The organism is Kushneria konosiri (assembly GCF_002155145.1).
GTDB classification, from domain to species: Bacteria; Pseudomonadota; Gammaproteobacteria; order Pseudomonadales; family Halomonadaceae; genus Kushneria; species Kushneria konosiri.
Genome location: NZ_CP021323.1, coordinates 199,897 through 215,256 on the forward strand (window position 1 = coordinate 199,897; position 15,360 = coordinate 215,256).

Annotated in this window: 13 protein-coding genes; all 13 read right to left on the bottom strand. The window is 58.2% G+C overall.

The window, feature by feature from the left end:
- The 13 genes from B9G99_RS01035 to mutL all read right to left on the bottom strand — a co-directional run bounded on the left by B9G99_RS01035 (position 1) and on the right by mutL (position 15,345).
- Positions 1 to 1,248 (bottom strand): aminotransferase class V-fold PLP-dependent enzyme, encoded by a 1,248-nt coding sequence (locus B9G99_RS01035; protein ID WP_086620353.1) that lies wholly within the window; start codon positions 1,246 to 1,248, stop codon positions 1 to 3.
- Positions 1,245 to 2,567: a Fe-S cluster assembly protein SufD gene (gene sufD, locus B9G99_RS01040; protein ID WP_086620354.1), complete on the bottom strand. Its 1,323-nt coding sequence runs from the start codon at positions 2,565 to 2,567 to the stop codon at positions 1,245 to 1,247. Before sufD ends, B9G99_RS01035 begins: the two co-directional genes overlap by 4 nt.
- A complete protein-coding gene (gene sufC / locus B9G99_RS01045; RefSeq protein WP_086620355.1) occupies positions 2,564 to 3,316 on the bottom strand; it encodes a Fe-S cluster assembly ATPase SufC in 753 nt (250 codons plus the stop codon). The genes sufD and sufC overlap by 4 nt, the downstream gene beginning before the upstream one ends.
- A 94-nt stretch (positions 3,317 to 3,410) precedes the next feature.
- A complete protein-coding gene (gene sufB / locus B9G99_RS01050) occupies positions 3,411 to 4,853 on the bottom strand; it encodes a Fe-S cluster assembly protein SufB (protein ID WP_086620356.1) in 1,443 nt (480 codons plus the stop codon).
- A gap of 79 nt (positions 4,854 to 4,932) precedes the next feature.
- Entirely contained in the window at positions 4,933 to 5,400 is a 468-nt protein-coding gene (locus B9G99_RS01055; RefSeq protein WP_086620357.1) for an SUF system Fe-S cluster assembly regulator, read from the bottom strand.
- A 176-nt stretch (positions 5,401 to 5,576) separates the two neighbouring features.
- Positions 5,577 to 6,872: an adenylosuccinate synthase gene (locus tag B9G99_RS01060; protein WP_086620358.1), complete on the bottom strand. Its 1,296-nt coding sequence runs from the start codon at positions 6,870 to 6,872 to the stop codon at positions 5,577 to 5,579.
- 56 nt (positions 6,873 to 6,928) lie between these two features.
- Positions 6,929 to 8,113: an ATP phosphoribosyltransferase regulatory subunit gene (locus B9G99_RS01065; RefSeq protein WP_086620359.1), complete on the bottom strand. Its 1,185-nt coding sequence runs from the start codon at positions 8,111 to 8,113 to the stop codon at positions 6,929 to 6,931.
- A gap of 173 nt (positions 8,114 to 8,286) precedes the next feature.
- On the bottom strand, positions 8,287 to 9,255 hold the full coding sequence (gene hflC / locus B9G99_RS01070; RefSeq protein ID WP_086620360.1) for a protease modulator HflC: 969 nt from the start codon (positions 9,253 to 9,255) through the stop codon (positions 8,287 to 8,289).
- The gene (gene hflK / locus B9G99_RS01075) at positions 9,255 to 10,508 is read right to left on the bottom strand and encodes an FtsH protease activity modulator HflK (protein ID WP_086620361.1); all 1,254 of its coding nucleotides are present in this window, start codon (positions 10,506 to 10,508) and stop codon (positions 9,255 to 9,257) included. The genes hflC and hflK overlap by 1 nt, the downstream gene beginning before the upstream one ends.
- 177 nt (positions 10,509 to 10,685) lie before the next feature.
- Positions 10,686 to 12,002: a ribosome rescue GTPase HflX gene (gene hflX / locus B9G99_RS01080; RefSeq protein ID WP_086620362.1), complete on the bottom strand. Its 1,317-nt coding sequence runs from the start codon at positions 12,000 to 12,002 to the stop codon at positions 10,686 to 10,688.
- Positions 12,003 to 12,013: 11 nt separating this feature from the next.
- Entirely contained in the window at positions 12,014 to 12,265 is a 252-nt protein-coding gene (gene hfq, locus B9G99_RS01085) for an RNA chaperone Hfq (protein WP_086620363.1), read from the bottom strand.
- Between the two features lie 125 nt (positions 12,266 to 12,390).
- Positions 12,391 to 13,329, bottom strand: coding sequence for a tRNA (adenosine(37)-N6)-dimethylallyltransferase MiaA (gene miaA / locus B9G99_RS01090; RefSeq protein WP_086623204.1), 939 nt, complete (start codon positions 13,327 to 13,329; stop codon positions 12,391 to 12,393).
- Positions 13,330 to 13,344: 15 nt separating this feature from the next.
- A complete protein-coding gene (gene mutL / locus B9G99_RS01095) occupies positions 13,345 to 15,345 on the bottom strand; it encodes a DNA mismatch repair endonuclease MutL (protein WP_086620364.1) in 2,001 nt (666 codons plus the stop codon).
- Positions 15,346 to 15,360 lie beyond the last annotated feature (15 nt).

Below are 15,360 nucleotides of genomic sequence, written 5' to 3' on the forward strand. Positions count from 1 at the left end.
TCAATCCCGCACCATGTTCACGACACGCTGAAGGGCATCGACAAAGTAGTCGACCTCTTCAAGCGTATTGTAGGCAGCAAACGATGCGCGGCAGGTGGCATCAAGCCCGTAGTGATGCATCAGCGGCTGTGCGCAGTGGTGACCGGTGCGTATGGCCACGCCGAACTGGTCAACCAGAAGGCCGATATCCTGAGAATGGGCGCCTTCCACCACAAAGGAGATCACCGCTGCCTTGTGCTGTGCCTCGCCAATGATGCGCATACCTTCAATGCCTTTCATACGCTCGGTGGCATGCTTTAGCAGACGCTGCTCCCAGTCTTCCAGAAGCTCAAAGTGAAGATTGGTCACCCAGCGAATGGCGCGCTCCAGTGCGATGACCTCGGCAATCGCCGGCGTTCCGGCCTCGAATCGATGCGGCGGCTCGGCAAAGCGCGTGCCCTCTTCAAGGCTGACGGTCTTGATCATTTCACCACCGCCCTGCCAGGGCGGCATCGCTTCCAGCAGGGACAGACGGCCATAGAGCACGCCGACACCGGTCGGCCCGTAAAGCTTGTGTCCCGAGAAGGCATAGAAGTCGGCATCGAGCGCCTGCACATCGACCCGCGTATGCGCGACAGCCTGGGCGCCGTCGACCAGAATGCGCGCATCATGCTCATGCGCAATGTGTGCCATCTGTGTAATGGGGTTGACCGTGCCCAGCGCATTGGAAACATGCGACACACACACAAGACGGGTTCTCGGCGTGAAGAGCTCACGATAGGCCGCCAGATCCAGCTCACCACGCTCATCCACCGGAATGACCCGGATGGTCAGCCCCTTCTCCTGCGCCAGCATCTGCCAAGGCACAATGTTGGAATGATGCTCCAGACGCGAAATCAAAATCTCGTCACCCTCGACGAGCTGGCTGCGTCCCCAGCTCTGGGCGACCAGATTGATGGCTTCCGTAGTACCGCGCGTGAAGATGATCTCGCGAACATCCTCGGCATTGACAAACTCACGCACGGTATCCCGGCTATGCTCATAGGCCTGAGTGGCTTCATCAGCCAGACGGTGCAGTCCGCGATGGATATTGGCGTTGTAGCGCTCAAAATAATCCACCCAGGTATCCAGCACGGCTTTTGGGGTCTGGGTCGTGGCGGCATTATCGAAATAGACCAGCGCCTTGTCCCCATGAACCTTGCGGCTCAGCACGGGAAATTCCGCGCGCAGAGCCTGGACATCCAGCGTGAGTTCGTCGGTCATGCTCATAGCGAAGTATCTTCTACCAGGCTTTCGAGATTGAAGCGGTCAGGCAGCTTGCCCGCTACCGCACGTTCAACACGATCGGTCAGCTCGCCATGGCGAATGCGCTCCATGACTTCGTTGGCAAAGGCCAGCGTCAAAAGCCCACGGGCCATCTGCTCGTCGATGCCTCGGGCACGCAGGGCGAAAATGGCGTTCTCATCGAGCTGACCGGTGGTCGTACCGTGAGAGCACTGTACATCATCTGCGTAAATCTCGAGTTCGGGCTTGGTATCGATCTCGGCACGATCGGAGAGCAGCAGGTTGGCGTTGCTCTGATACCCCAGCACCTGCTGAGCATCGCGCTTGATATACACACGGCCATTGAAGACACCCCGGGCTCGGCCATCGAGAATACCCTTGTAGTTCTCGTTGGAATACGTGCGCGGCGCGTTGTGATTGACCTTGGTGTGGTTATCGATGTGCTGTCGGTCCTGACCGAAGAACAGCCCCAGCAGGTCCACCGTGGCGTTTTCATCATTGAGATCGGTAACGATATCGTTACGCACCACCGCACCACCCAGGTTCAGGTTGTGAGAGGTGAAATTCGTATCTCGACGCTGATCCACCTGGATGCTGGCCACGTGATACTCACTCTGGCTCGCTTCCTGAAGCTTGTAGTGCGAAAGCCTGGACGCCGGTGACATCTGGATTTCGGTGACGACATTGGTCAGGTTGGCAGCGCCCTGCTCGCCCACATAATGCTCGATCAGCGTGGCTTCGCTTTCGGCCTCGCAGTGCACCAGAATACGCGGATGGCTCATGACCGGGCTTGCGTTGTTGCGCGAGACGAACAGCAGATAAATCGGCGTCTCGATGGCCTGCCCCTTGCCGATGTTCACGACCACACCTTCTGTGGTCAGCGCCGTGTTCAGCGCCGTGAAGGCCGAGAAATCAATGCCGGTGAGCTGTCCCAGCTGTTCGCTGAGGCCATGCTGATCCCCTGTCAGCGTCTGAGACAAGGGAGTCACGGTCACCCCGGCGCTCGGCGCAGGGTCGGACAGCTCGGCATTGAAAAGACCGTCAACAAACACCAGCCGGCAGGCATCGATATCCAGCTTGAGCGCATCAAGGCGGGTTTGGTCGAGCTCTGCACTGTCGGCCTGACCAAACTCGAGACTGGAGAAGCGAGACATGTCGGTGTATTTCCACGCCTCATCACGACGCGTGGGAAAGCCGACCGTTTCAAGGTGCGACGCTCCGGCACGGCGCTTCTCGGCGAGCCACTCGGGCTCACCGACAGGCGCTTCATGCAGGCGCTTCACAAGTGTTTCAGGCAGACTCATGCGGCCGGCTCCTCGATAACCCATTCATAACCGCGCGCTTCAAGTTCTTCGGCCAGATGACGATCGCCGGACTTGGCGATACGGCCATCAATCAGCACGTGGACATGATCCGGTGTGATGTGATCAAGCAGGCGCTGATAGTGCGTCACCATCAAAATGGCGCGGTTTTCGTCACGCAGGGAATTGACACCTTCGGCCACGACTTTCATAGCGTCGATATCAAGACCGGAGTCGATCTCATCAAGCAGGGCCAGCTTCGGCTGCAGCACCAGCATCTGCAGGATTTCGTTACGCTTTTTCTCACCGCCCGAAAACCCTTCGTTAACGGCGCGATGCAGAAAGCTTGAGTCCATCTTCATGAAGGCGATCTTTTCCTTGATCAGCTTCATGAATTCGGGTGCCGGTATCTCGTCAAGCCCGTGCGCGGCACGCTGCGCGTTGAGCGCCGACTTGAGCAGATAGATGTTCTTGACCCCCGGAATCTCGACCGGATACTGAAAGCCCATCAGAAGGCCTGCCTGCGCACGCTCTTCAACTTCCATTTCCATGAGATCCTTGCCATCAAACGTGATGGTGCCCTGAGTGACCTCATAGCCATCACGACCGGCCAGTACGGCCGACAGTGTCGACTTTCCGGCACCGTTGGGACCCATGATGGCGTGTACTTCACCGGGCTTGATGGACAACGTGATTCCCTTGAGGATTTCGTTGCCTTCTACCGTCGCGTGAAGATCCTTGATCTCGAGCATGTTGTAACCCTGATTCTGTAATGATGCGCCGCCGGGCGGCTACACGAAAATTGCCAGTACGAACGGCCGGCATGACCGCTCGTCTCAACTGTTATTAGCCGACCGACCCTTCAAGCGTGACGCTCAGCAGCGCCTCGGCTTCCACGGCAAACTCCATCGGCAGTTCCTGGAAAACGTCCTTGCAGAAGCCGTTGACGATCATGCTGACCGCATCCTCTTCGGAAATGCCGCGGCTTTTGCAATAAAAGAGCTGGTCGTCACCGATTTTCGAAGTGGTCGCTTCGTGCTCGATGGTAGAGCGGCTGTTACCGATTTCCTGATAGGGAAAGGTATGCGCGCCGCACTTGTCACCGATCAGCAGCGAATCACACTGGGTAAAGTTGCGCGAGCCGGTCGCACGCGGTGAAACCTTCACCAGACCACGATAGGACTGATTGCTTTTGCCGGCCGCGATACCCTTGGAGACGATCGTGGACGAGGTATTCTTGCCGATATGGATCATCTTGGTGCCGGTATCGGCCTGCTGACGCCCGTTGGTAACCGCCACGGAATAGAACTCGCCCTTGCTCTCGTTACCACGCAGCAGACAGGAGGGATACTTCCAGGTAATGGCAGAACCGGTTTCGACCTGGGTCCAGCTGATGCGCGAACGATCACCACGGCAGTCACCACGCTTGGTGACGAAGTTGTAGATGCCGCCCTTGCCGTCTTCATCGCCCGGGTACCAGTTCTGCACGGTAGAGTACTTGATATAGGCATCTTCCAGTGCCACAAGCTCTACTACTGCGGCGTGCAGCTGGTTTTCGTCACGCTGCGGCGCGGTACAACCTTCCAGATAGGAGACCTGCGCGCGCTTGTCACAAATGATCAGCGTGCGTTCGAACTGGCCGGTGTTGGCAGCATTGATGCGGAAATAGGTCGACAGCTCCATCGGGCAGGTAACGCCTTCCGGAATGTAGACAAACGAGCCGTCGGTGAAGACTGCCGAATTGAGCGCCGCAAAATAGTTGTCACCCTGCGGCACGACCGTGCCCAGATACTGGCGGACAAGCTCGGGATATTCGCGAATGGCTTCGGAGATCGAGCAGAAAATGACGCCGGCTTCAGCCAGCTTTTCCCTGAAGGTTGTGGTCACTGACACCGAATCAAAGACGGCGTCTACGGCCACACCTGCCAGCGCTGCTCGCTCGTGCAGCGGAATACCCAGCTTTTCGTAGGTTTCCAGAAGCTTGGGATCAACTTCATCCAGACTCTGGGGACGATCTTCCGGCTTCTTGGGCGCACTGAAGTACGAGATGGCCTGATAATCGATCGGCGGGTAATCAAGGTGTGCCCAGGAAGGCGAGGTCATCTTGAGCCATTGATGATAGGCCTCAAGACGCCAGTCCAGCATCCACTGGGGTTCGCCCTTTTTCTGCGAAATAAAGGCGATAACGCTTTCGTCGAGTCCGGGCGGCACCGTATCGCTTTCGATATCGGTCACAAACCCTTGCTTGTACTCGCGACGAGCAAGCTGCTCCATTGCTTCGGTAGCCATGATCCTCTCCCCTCAAACGGGTACTGTTCGTCTCATCGGTCGTTGGTCGGAGCCGTCGTGTTGTATCGTCTGCGGTCCGTCAGATCCCACGCGCCTCACCGAGTGCCACACTCTGTATGGGCAGCTGTACGGGTAATTTGATCGGCGCATCGTGCGCCAGATCGGCCAGCGTCACACTATCAAGCAGCTGGCGTACGGCCAGCGATACGCGCTGCCAGTTACTGGCCACCCCGCAGCTGGACATCAGGTCACAGTCTCCATGGCCATGGCTGCATTCAGTCATGGCCACCGGACCGTCGATGGCGGTAATGATATCGCGTACCGTGATTGCATTGGCCGAGCGGGACAGACGATAACCACCGTTGACGCCCCGCTGCGATGTTAAAAGCCCGGCACGCAATAAAAGCTTTAGTGTCTTGCTGACGGTGGGTCGAGGCAGTCCAACGCGATCGGCAATATCGGCAGCAGCATGCGAGCAGTCGGGATGACGTGAAATCTGCGCCATCACTACCGCTCCATAATCGCTCATTTTCGACAGCTTCAGCATGTCGGCCTCTTGCCTGACTTATTGCGGACTATTTTAGTCCTCATTATGGACGGTGTGAACCCACTTCCTTGCCAATCAGCATGATAGCGTCAGGCTCTAAAGCCCTCGGCGCTCCTTTCAGACACTAAAAATCCCTGATGAATCATCAGGGATCTGAAGGCAATGCCTGTCACGGCTCAGCTATCGAAGGGATTGCGCAAAACGATGGTTTCCACGCGATCCGGCCCTGTCGAGATGATATCGATGGGCGTGCCGATCTGTTCTTCCAGAAAACTGATATAGGCCCGGGCATTGTCAGGCAAATCATCCAGCGAGCGTGCACCGACCGTGGATTCACGCCAGCCCGGCAGATCGTGATATTCCGGATTGATCGCCTCGTAGCCTTCGCTGTCCACCAGATTGTCGATCAGCTCGCCATCCTTGGTGCGATAACCTACGCAGACACGAATGTTTTCAAGTCCATCCAGCACGTCCAGCTTGGTCAGGCACAGACCGGAGATCGAGTTGATCTGCACGGCATGGCGCAGGGCCACGGCATCAAACCAGCCACAGCGACGGGCACGACCGGTATTGGAGCCAAATTCATGCCCGTGCTCGGCCAGATGACGCCCGAACTCGTCAAACAGCTCAGTGGGAAACGGGCCGGAACCCACACGTGTGGTGTAGGCCTTGGTAATGCCCAGCACATAATCAAGATAAAGCGGCCCGACGCCGGAGCCGGTGGCGGTACCACCAGCCGTGGTGTTGGAACTGGTCACGAACGGGTAGGTGCCATGATCGATATCAAGAAGCGATCCCTGGGCACCTTCGAACATGATGTTCTTGTCCTGCTTTCGCAGGTTATGCACAAAGGAGACCGTGTCGCAGATCATCGGGCGCAGTTCTTCGGCCATGGCCATGGCCTGATCCAGTACTTCCTGGAAATCCACCGCAGGCTCGCCGTGATAGCGGGTCAGCACGAAGTTATGGTAATCGAGCACCTCTCCCAGCTTGCTGGCAAAACGCTCGCGATGCAGGATATCGCCGAGCCGCAGTCCGCGACGGGCAACCTTGTCTTCGTAGGCCGGTCCGATACCGCGACCGGTGGTGCCGATCTTGGCCACACCACGCGCCTTTTCTCGCGCCACATCGAGGGCAACGTGATAAGGCAGAATCAGTGGACAGGCCGGTGACAGGCGCAGCCTTTCACGTACCGGCACGCCGCTCTCTTCAAGCTCTGCCATCTCGCTGAGCAGCGCTTCAGGGGAAAGCACCACGCCATTGCCGATGACGCAGGTCACATCCGGACGCAGGATACCTGAGGGAATCAGGCGCAGGATGGTCTTTTTGCCATCAATGACCAGTGTATGACCGGCGTTGTGTCCGCCCTGAAAGCGCACCACAGCGGAGGCGGATTCCGTGAGCAGATCAACGACCTTGCCCTTCCCTTCATCGCCCCACTGCGTGCCCAGTACTACGACATTCTTGCCCATTGTTTCATCTCTGATTCAAAGGCCTGCCTGGAAGAGGCAGACACCGGGTGTCAAATTCAGTTGGCGAGCGGCTCGACCTGCCAGGCGCCATCGCGATGGATCAGCTGACGATCACAGAAGTGCGCCAGTGCATCGGTAGACTGCCCAGGCAACTGCTGAACGACTCGCTCTCCTGCATTGCGCAACTCATGAATGCGCCGGTTCAGGGTTTCGTCCTCTTCCACGGGGGCCCAGATGCCATCATGGGACGGCGCACGCTGGCTCAGGGTCGCCAGCTGCTTGAGGTCCATGGAGCAGCCGGTCGCCGGACGAGGCCGTCCGAACGCACGACCGGTATCGTCATAGCGACCGCCCTTGACCAGCGCCTGGCCATAGCCTGGCACGTAGGCAGCAAAGACCAGTCCCGTGTGATACTGATAGCCGCGCAGCTCTGCCAGATCGAAATAGAGTGTGACGTCTTCATGCGCCATGCGCAGGATTTCCTGAAGCGACTTCAGTTGATCCAGCGCATCAAGAATGGCCTGTGAAGCATTGGCAAAGACACTTCGCGCGCGCTCAAGAACATCGGCACTGCCGTGCAGACGAGGCAGCTGCTTGAACATGGCAGCCAGTGAAGCATCCGTAATGTGCTTCTCGATCAGCGCATCGACTTCTGAAACGGCCTTGCGCTCCAGTGCCTCGAAGATCAGGGCTTCAACGTCATCATCAAGCCGCGCCTCTTCGGCCAGTGCCCGATAGATGCCAATATGGCCGATGGCAAGATGAACGTCATGGGCACCGGCAAAGGACAGGCTGGCGAGCGCCAGCTTCACGATTTCGATGTCGGCCTCGATGCCGGCATGCCCGAACAGCTCGAGCCCCGCCTGAACCGGGCTGCGTCCGCCCTGATGCTCGTCGGCTCTGGCCCGCAGTACGTGAGCACAGTAACAAAGTCGCACCGGGCCCTGACGTCGCAGGGAGTGAGCATCCATCCGCGCCACCTGAGGCGTGACGTCAGCACTGGCGCCCATCAGGCGACCGGTCAGCTGGTCGGTCAGCTTGAATGTCTGTAAATCAAGGTCGGTACCGGCGCCAGTCAGAAGTGAGTCCAGAAACTCTACCGGCGGCGGCATGACAAGGTCATAGCCCCATCGATAGTAGAGATCCATCAGGCCACGACGCAGCGACTCCATGCGCAGTGCCTGAGGAGGCAGCACTTCATCCATACCGTCCGGCAGTAGCCAGCGATCCGCAATGGTCATCGAACATGCCCTGGCAGAAGTAAAAAAACGGTAGCCCGAACAGCACCCGAACAGGCACCACACCGAGACCATCGATAAACGACAGCCACAAAAAAACCGGGGGAGGCCCCCGGTTGAAGAATACTACCACAACTCGTTAGCGGAGGAATCCCGCTCGAGTATCTTCGCTGGTGTCAGGGCGTCGCCGAAGAAGCGTCACCGTTGCCCTGCTTGAACAGCTGCAGGAACTGGTTGCTCGACGGGCTCAGCACCATCAGGTCATTCTGACCCTTGAAGCTCTCACGATAGGCCTGAAGGGTGCGATAAAAGTTAAAGAAGCCAGCATTTTGCTGATAGGCGGATGAATAGATGGCCGCCGCTGCCGCATCACCCTCACCTCGCGTGGTTTCGGCGATCTGACGACCGCTGGCAAGCCTCTCTTCACGCTGGCGATCGGCATCAGCCCGAATCTCTTCAGCCTGACGCGTACCTTCCGCGCGATATCCGCGGGCCGCCTGCTCACGCTCGGAGTTCATGCGCTCATAGACCGCCTGAGTGACTTCGCTGGGCAGTTCGATACGCTTGACCCGGATGTCAAGGATGCGCACACCAAGCTCACGACGCATGGCCTGATCAAGCTGAGAGATGGGATCGACCATCAACTCATCACGCTCGGTGGCCACATCGCTGTCTTCCTGCTGCACCTTCTTGACCACTTCCTGATTGTCGCTTTGCGTCGCAGGCCGTTCGCGAACGATCTGTGTCAGAGTGGTCTGACCGAACTTGTTACGCAGGGCCTCATCAACACGGGGGGCAATCAAGCGCTCGGCAGCCTGTTCCATACCTCTTGTGGCTTCGTAAAACTGCGCCGGATCCACAATCTGCCATTTCACAAAGGAGTCCACGATGACGGCCTTTGAATCACTGGTCAGATAGCGCGTCGCGCTGGCATCCACCGAAAGCACTCGAGTGTCAAAGATCTTGACGGTGTTGAGAATGGGCCATTTAACATGCAGGCCCGGCTGAATATTGTTTTCCACGATTTCGCCGAAGCGCAGCTTGATGCCGCGCTCGGTTTCGTTGACCGTGTAAAGGCTGGCACTGCCGATCCAGGCAAAAATACCCAGCACGATCACGATGACAAGGGCGCGATTATTGAACATTAGCGTCCCTCCCGCAGGCTGCTGCGGCCGTTATTTTGGTTCTGACTGCTTCTCATATGTTCGACGACCTGCTGAGAAAGCTGCTCGAGCTGACGGGCATCCACATTGCTGCTCTGATTGCTGTCGCCGCTGTCCTTGCTACCGTTGTTACTGCGTCCCATCTGGTTAAGCGGCAGAACCGTTACAGCATCATTGCCCTCTCCCAGATCGACCAGTGCCTTCGGCGTGTTCGACAGAATCTCGGTCATGGTGTCCAGATACAGACGTTCTCGCGTTACTCCCGGCGCCTTCTCGTACTCACCCAGCAACGAGATGAAACGGTTGGCATCACCCTGGGCATCGGCAACGACGGCAGCCTTGTAACCCTGAGCCTCCTCGATCATGCGCTGACGCTGACCTTCGGCTTCCGGCAGGATGGCGTCACGATATGCATTGGCACGGTTGATGGTGCGCTGCTGCTCTTCGCGGGCACGAATCACGTCATCAAAGGCATCCTGCACCTGATCCGGCGGCGAGGTCGACTCCATATTGACCGTTTGCAGTCGAATACCGGTGCCGTAGGCTTCAAGGTATGACGCCAGCCGGTCATAAATATCGCCGGCAAGCTCTTCACGCCCAGTGGTCAGAATCCTCTGCAGCTCCATATTGCCCACTTCCTGACGAAGCGCGCTGTCCATGGCATTTTGCAGCGTCATTTCAGGGCCGCGAACGTTGACCAGAAACGCATGCGGGTCCGATACCACGTACTGGGCAGAGATACTGACACGCACGATGTTTTCATCACGCGTCAGCATCGAATCCGTCTGACTGGCAGAGCGGATGCGAGTCACATTGACGCTGTCTACCCGGTCAATCAACGGCGGATTCCAGTGCAGGCCCGGGCCGATAGTGTTGGTGTATTTGCCGAAACGGAAAACGACACCGCGCTCGGACTGGTCGATCAGGTGAAATCCTGACCCCGCCCAGACCACGACACCTACAATCAGGACAACAATGGGTAACAGCAGGGCACTACGGCCACCACCACCCTGATTGTTGCCACCGTTGTCGTCGCCGCCGTTGACCGAGCGGAGCTGTCGACGCCCCAACAGTCCGTTGAGCTTGTTACGCAGTTTCCTGATGACTTCATCAATATCAGGAGGTCCACCACCCTGGTTTTTGTTGCCACCACCGTTACCACCGCGGCGATCACCACCACTCCAGGGGTCCTGCTGGTTATTGTTGCCGCCACCACCAGGCTCATTCCAGGCCATACATCTTCTCCACTGGGCAAGAGTTGCGAAACGCCAGTCTTATAACGTCATTGCGCGCCATTCTTACAGTAGCGCTTCGAATATCCGATCATCCTGATAATGACGGAAGCGTCCCTATTTGTAACATGTCGTGATACCAAAGACCTGAAATTCTTCCTGGCATGACAACGTGGCGTTTTATTCCTGCCACTGCTCCCGACCCTGCTCCGCCTGAGAGAGATAATCATCCGGGTTTTCATCGGCATGAGAAAGGAGACGCAACAGGTCACGACGCGGCAGCCGAACCTTCAAATGCGTTCTACCTTCTTCATCAAAGGTCTCTTCCTGAACGGCGTCGTGGGAAAAGAGCTGGGCCCGCAACCAGCCCTGAGAGGGCTCAAGCGTCATTGTGGTTTCTACCAGGTCCGTGGCGAGCCGCTCCGAGAGCGCCTGCTCCAGCAAATCAAAGCCCGCCGCATCACGCGCCGAAAGCCAGACCATCGACGCATCGTCACTACCGCTGCGCTCAAGACGCGGCGACATGCCCAAAAGGTCAGTCTTGTTCATGACAAGAAGCCTTGGCACTTCGCCGGCACCAATCTCGTCAAGCACGGCATTGACCTGCTCGATATGGGCCTCACGCTGCGGGTCTGCCGCATCGATGACATGTACCAGAAGCGTGGCTTCGGCAGCCTCCTGAAGCGTGGCACGAAAGGCTTCGACCAGCTTGTGCGGCAGATGACGGATGAATCCGACCGTATCGGCCATGACGATAGGACCGACGTCACTGATCTCAAGACGTCTGAGCGTCGGGTCCAGAGTGGCAAAGAGCTGGTCGGCGGCGTAAACCTCGGCATTGGTCAGCGCATTGAAAAGCGTTGACTTGCCTGCGTTGGTATATCCCACCAGCGAGACCGAGGGAATTTCTGCACGAGTACGCGAGCGGCGATTCTGATCACGCTGGCTGCGAACCCGATCAAGGCGCTTATGGATGGCCTTGATACGTCCGCGCAGCAGGCGTCGGTCGGTTTCGAGCTGAGTTTCCCCGGGCCCGCGCAGACCGATCCCCCCCTTTTGACGCTCAAGGTGTGTCCAGCCTCGCACCAGACGGGTCGACATGTACTCGAGCTGGGCAAGTTCGACCTGCAGCTTGCCCTCATGTGTTCTTGCACGCTGGGCAAAAATATCGAGGATCAGACCGGTACGATCCAGTACGCGGCACTGAAGGGCCCGCTCAAGATTTCGTTCCTGAGAAGGCGACAGGGAGTGGTTGAAGATGACAAGTTCGGCGTGATGCGTTGTCAGCATCTCGCGAAGCTCTTCGAGCTTGCCTTCACCAATCATGAGCTTGGGGCTGGGAGAGCGGCGACTGCCTGTCAGCAGCGCCGCCGGTACGGCACCGGCGCTGCGAACCAGCTCCATGAACTCTGAAGTGTCTTCACGCTCGGTACTGTCCTGGAAATCGATATGCACCAGGACAGCCGTTTCTCCCGAATCAGGGCGTTCAAAAAACAATCAGCGCCTCTCTATTGGCTTTCCTGACCGGGGGCAGGAGCATCCTGCGCCGGCAAACGGACGTTACGCGCAGGCACGACAGTAGAAATGGCGTGCTTGTACACCATCTGACTGACGGTATTGCGCAGCAAAATGACAAATTGATCGAAGGATTCAATCTGGCCCTGAAGCTTGATGCCATTGACCAGAAAGATGGAGACGGGGATACGCTCCTTACGCAGGATATTCAGATACGGATCCTGAAGGGATTGTCCTTTGGACATGTGGCTCTCCCAAAATATTAGTATTAATTGCTGTATGTTTATCGGTTTTTAACTTGCTGTAAGCGCAAGAAAGATCCACGTCCCGGAGCTTCATGAGAGGCTCGCTGGTAACCGATCATATTACGCTAAGTGCCGATGTCGCGCACGATTTTCAGTAGTCGCTGCGCAATCCCGGCTTCCTGCGGATCAAGCGTCAATGCGCCCGGCCAGCGCCGCAGCCAGGTCATCTGTCGCTTGGCCAGTTGCCTGGTCGCCGTTAACGCCTTGAACGCCATTTGGGGGCGATCGTCGCCGCGATCAAGTCCTTCCCACACCTGACGATACCCTACACTTTTCATTGAAGGTAAATCCGGGCTTAAATCGCCACGGGCACGCAGCCCTTCTACTTCTTCAACGAAGCCATCGGCGAACATTTTGTCAAGACGCTGACCGATCCGCGCATGCAGCTGTTGGCGATCGCCCGGCAATAGCGCAACAGGATGCGGCGTAAACGGAAGCGTTACGGGAGACTGACGTGCCCAGTGCGCGCTTAGCGTTTCCCCGCTGGCACGATAAACCTCCAGCGCGCGCATAAGCCGCTGTGGATCGTTGGGGTGAAGCCGCGCGGCAGCCTCGGGATCTACCCGGGAAAGCTCATCATGCAAAGCCCCGGGGCCACCCTTTTCAAGCATTTCCCCCAGCGCCCGGCGGATTTCAGGATCCGCCTGGGGCATGTCGGCGGCGCCTTCGGTCAAAAGACGAAAATAGAGCATGGTCCCACCGACCAGCAACGGCACACGACCGCGGGCGGTGATCTCTTCGATACAGCCGAGCGCATCGTCACGAAAGGCCACGCCCGAATAGGGTTCGCAAGGGTCCCGAATATCGATCAGACGGTGCGGTGCCCGGGCAAGCTCCAGCCTTGATGGCTTGGCGGTTCCGATATCCATGCCCCTGTAGACCAGCGCTGAATCGACGCTGACCAGCTCTACCCCGAGCTGCTCATGCAGCTCAATGGCAAGATCGGTCTTGCCGACGGCCGTGGGTCCCATCAGCATGATGGCCGGCGGACGTGATGCAGTAATGTTCATGAAGGCACTCTACTGGCCGCGCAAAAAGAGACGGTCGAGGTCACGCATCGACATTTCCGTCCAGGTCGGTCGACCATGATTGCACTGTCCGCTGCGTTCGGTACGCTCCATGTCCCGCAGCAGCGCGTTCATCTCCTCGATTTCAAGACGACGGTTGGCGCGCACGCTGCCGTGACAGGCCATGGTCGAAAGCAGGTCGAAAAGATGATCCTTGACCACCTGACTGCGACCGTAGCGCTCGAGTTCCTCGAGCATTTCACGCACCAGTGCCTCGACGCTGCCGTTTTTCAAAAGCGCGGGGACTTCCCGAATCAACAGCGTTTCAGGCCCGGCCGCCTCCAGTGTCACGCCCATCGCCTCGATCGTTGAGTGCTCGCGTTCGGCAAGCTCGATCTGCGACTCGCTGACCGACATGGAAACCGGCACCAGCAACGGCTGGGTGTCGATGCCCTCTCCAAGATACTGCGCCTTCATGCGTTCATAGGTGATGCGCTCGTGAGCGGCGTGCATATCCACGACCACCATGCCGCGCTCGGTCTGCGACAGAATATAGACCCCGTGGAGCTGTGCCACGGCATATCCCAGCGGCGGTGCGCGGGTTGCATCCACCGAAGACGTCGGCTGTGCATTTTCAAGCGGTGACGTACTTTTTTGATACGGCGCACTTTCCCGAGGCGACTGCGCCTCATCAGGCGCCGAAGGGGCAGAATGCTGGCCGTCTGCGCTCGAGCGCGAGGTCAGCAGTCGTGATTCGTGGTCCGGGTGCAGCGCCCGGTAGCCGGCCATGAACTCTCGAACCTGCTGTTCACCCGGTCGACCGGCACCACGATACTGCCCCTGCGATGACCGATCATTACCTGAATGGCGGTCACTCTGCTCCGCAGCGGCCTCGTTGAGCGCCATGCGCTGCTGATCGAAACGGGGTTCCGGCGCAGGCGGCGCAGAAGAGGCCTCGGGCGCTGGAGTGGCACGGCCCTGAGGCCTGACTTCGGCCAGCGCCCGATGCAGGCTTGAAAACAGAAAATCATGTACCAGCCGGCCATCACGGAAACGCACTTCATGCTTGGTAGGGTGCACGTTGACATCCACGCCGTGGGCATCCAGGTCCAGATAAAGCACAAACACCGGATGGCGGCCATGAAACAGGACATCACGATAGGCCTGGCGCACGGCATGGGCGACCAGACGATCCCGAATGACGCGACCATTGACGAAAAAATACTGCTGATCGGCCTGACTGCGCGTGTGGGACGGCAACCCTACCCAGCCCTTCAGTGCCAGCCCGGTCGCCGCCATATCGATATGGATGGCGTTGTCCAGAAAACCACGCCCCAGCAGCTGGGAGATGCGCTTTTCCATGGCGACCTGACTGCTACCGCCCATCAGCTGATGCACGGTCTTTTGATTGTGTCGCAGTACCAGGTCGACGTCCTGACGCGACAGGGCCAGCCGACGAAAGGCCTCCTCAACGTGGTTGAATTCGGTCTTTTCGGTACGCAGAAACTTGCGCCGGGCCGGCGTATTGAAAAAGAGATCACGCACCGCCACGGTGGTGCCACGTGGGTGCGGCGCCGGTGAGAGACGCGGGGCCATCTCGCGCCCTTCCGCCACCACACGCCAGCCGTTGACCGGATCATCACTGGTATTGGAATACAGTTCGAGCCTTGAGACCGCGCTGGTGGCCGCCAGTGCCTCACCGCGAAATCCGAGGCTGGCGACACCCTCAAGATCATCCAGCGAGGAGATCTTGCTGGTCGCGTGCCGCGACAGCGCCAGCCCGAGATCATCGTGCTCGATTCCGCTGCCGTTGTCGCGCACGCGAATCAGACGACTACCACCGGATTCCAGCTCAATCTCGATGCGAGAGCTACCGGCATCAATGGCATTTTCGACCAGTTCCTTGACGACCGACGATGGCCGCTCGACCACCTCGCCGGCTGCAATCTGGTTGGCCAGACGCGGGGCCAGCGCCTGAATGCGGCGGCTTCCGATTGCTGTGGTATCACTCATTGCCGCTCTCCGAGA

Bases quoted from the DNA above. Each gene is read 5' to 3' on its own strand.
- B9G99_RS01035 (WP_086620353.1), bottom strand. From the start codon at position 1,248: ATGAGCATGACCGACGAACTCACGCTGGATGTCCAGGCTCTGCGCGCG.
- sufD (WP_086620354.1), bottom strand. From the start codon at position 2,567: ATGAGTCTGCCTGAAACACTTGTGAAGCGCCTGCATGAAGCGCCTGTC.
- sufC (WP_086620355.1), bottom strand. From the start codon at position 3,316: ATGCTCGAGATCAAGGATCTTCACGCGACGGTAGAAGGCAACGAAATC.
- sufB (WP_086620356.1), bottom strand. From the start codon at position 4,853: ATGGCTACCGAAGCAATGGAGCAGCTTGCTCGTCGCGAGTACAAGCAA.
- B9G99_RS01055 (WP_086620357.1), bottom strand. From the start codon at position 5,400: ATGCTGAAGCTGTCGAAAATGAGCGATTATGGAGCGGTAGTGATGGCG.
- B9G99_RS01060 (WP_086620358.1), bottom strand. From the start codon at position 6,872: ATGGGCAAGAATGTCGTAGTACTGGGCACGCAGTGGGGCGATGAAGGG.
- B9G99_RS01065 (WP_086620359.1), bottom strand. From the start codon at position 8,113: ATGACCATTGCGGATCGCTGGCTACTGCCGGACGGTATGGATGAAGTG.
- hflC (WP_086620360.1), bottom strand. From the start codon at position 9,255: ATGTTCAATAATCGCGCCCTTGTCATCGTGATCGTGCTGGGTATTTTT.
- hflK (WP_086620361.1), bottom strand. From the start codon at position 10,508: ATGGCCTGGAATGAGCCTGGTGGTGGCGGCAACAATAACCAGCAGGAC.
- hfq (WP_086620363.1), bottom strand. From the start codon at position 12,265: ATGTCCAAAGGACAATCCCTTCAGGATCCGTATCTGAATATCCTGCGT.
- mutL (WP_086620364.1), bottom strand. From the start codon at position 15,345: ATGAGTGATACCACAGCAATCGGAAGCCGCCGCATTCAGGCGCTGGCC.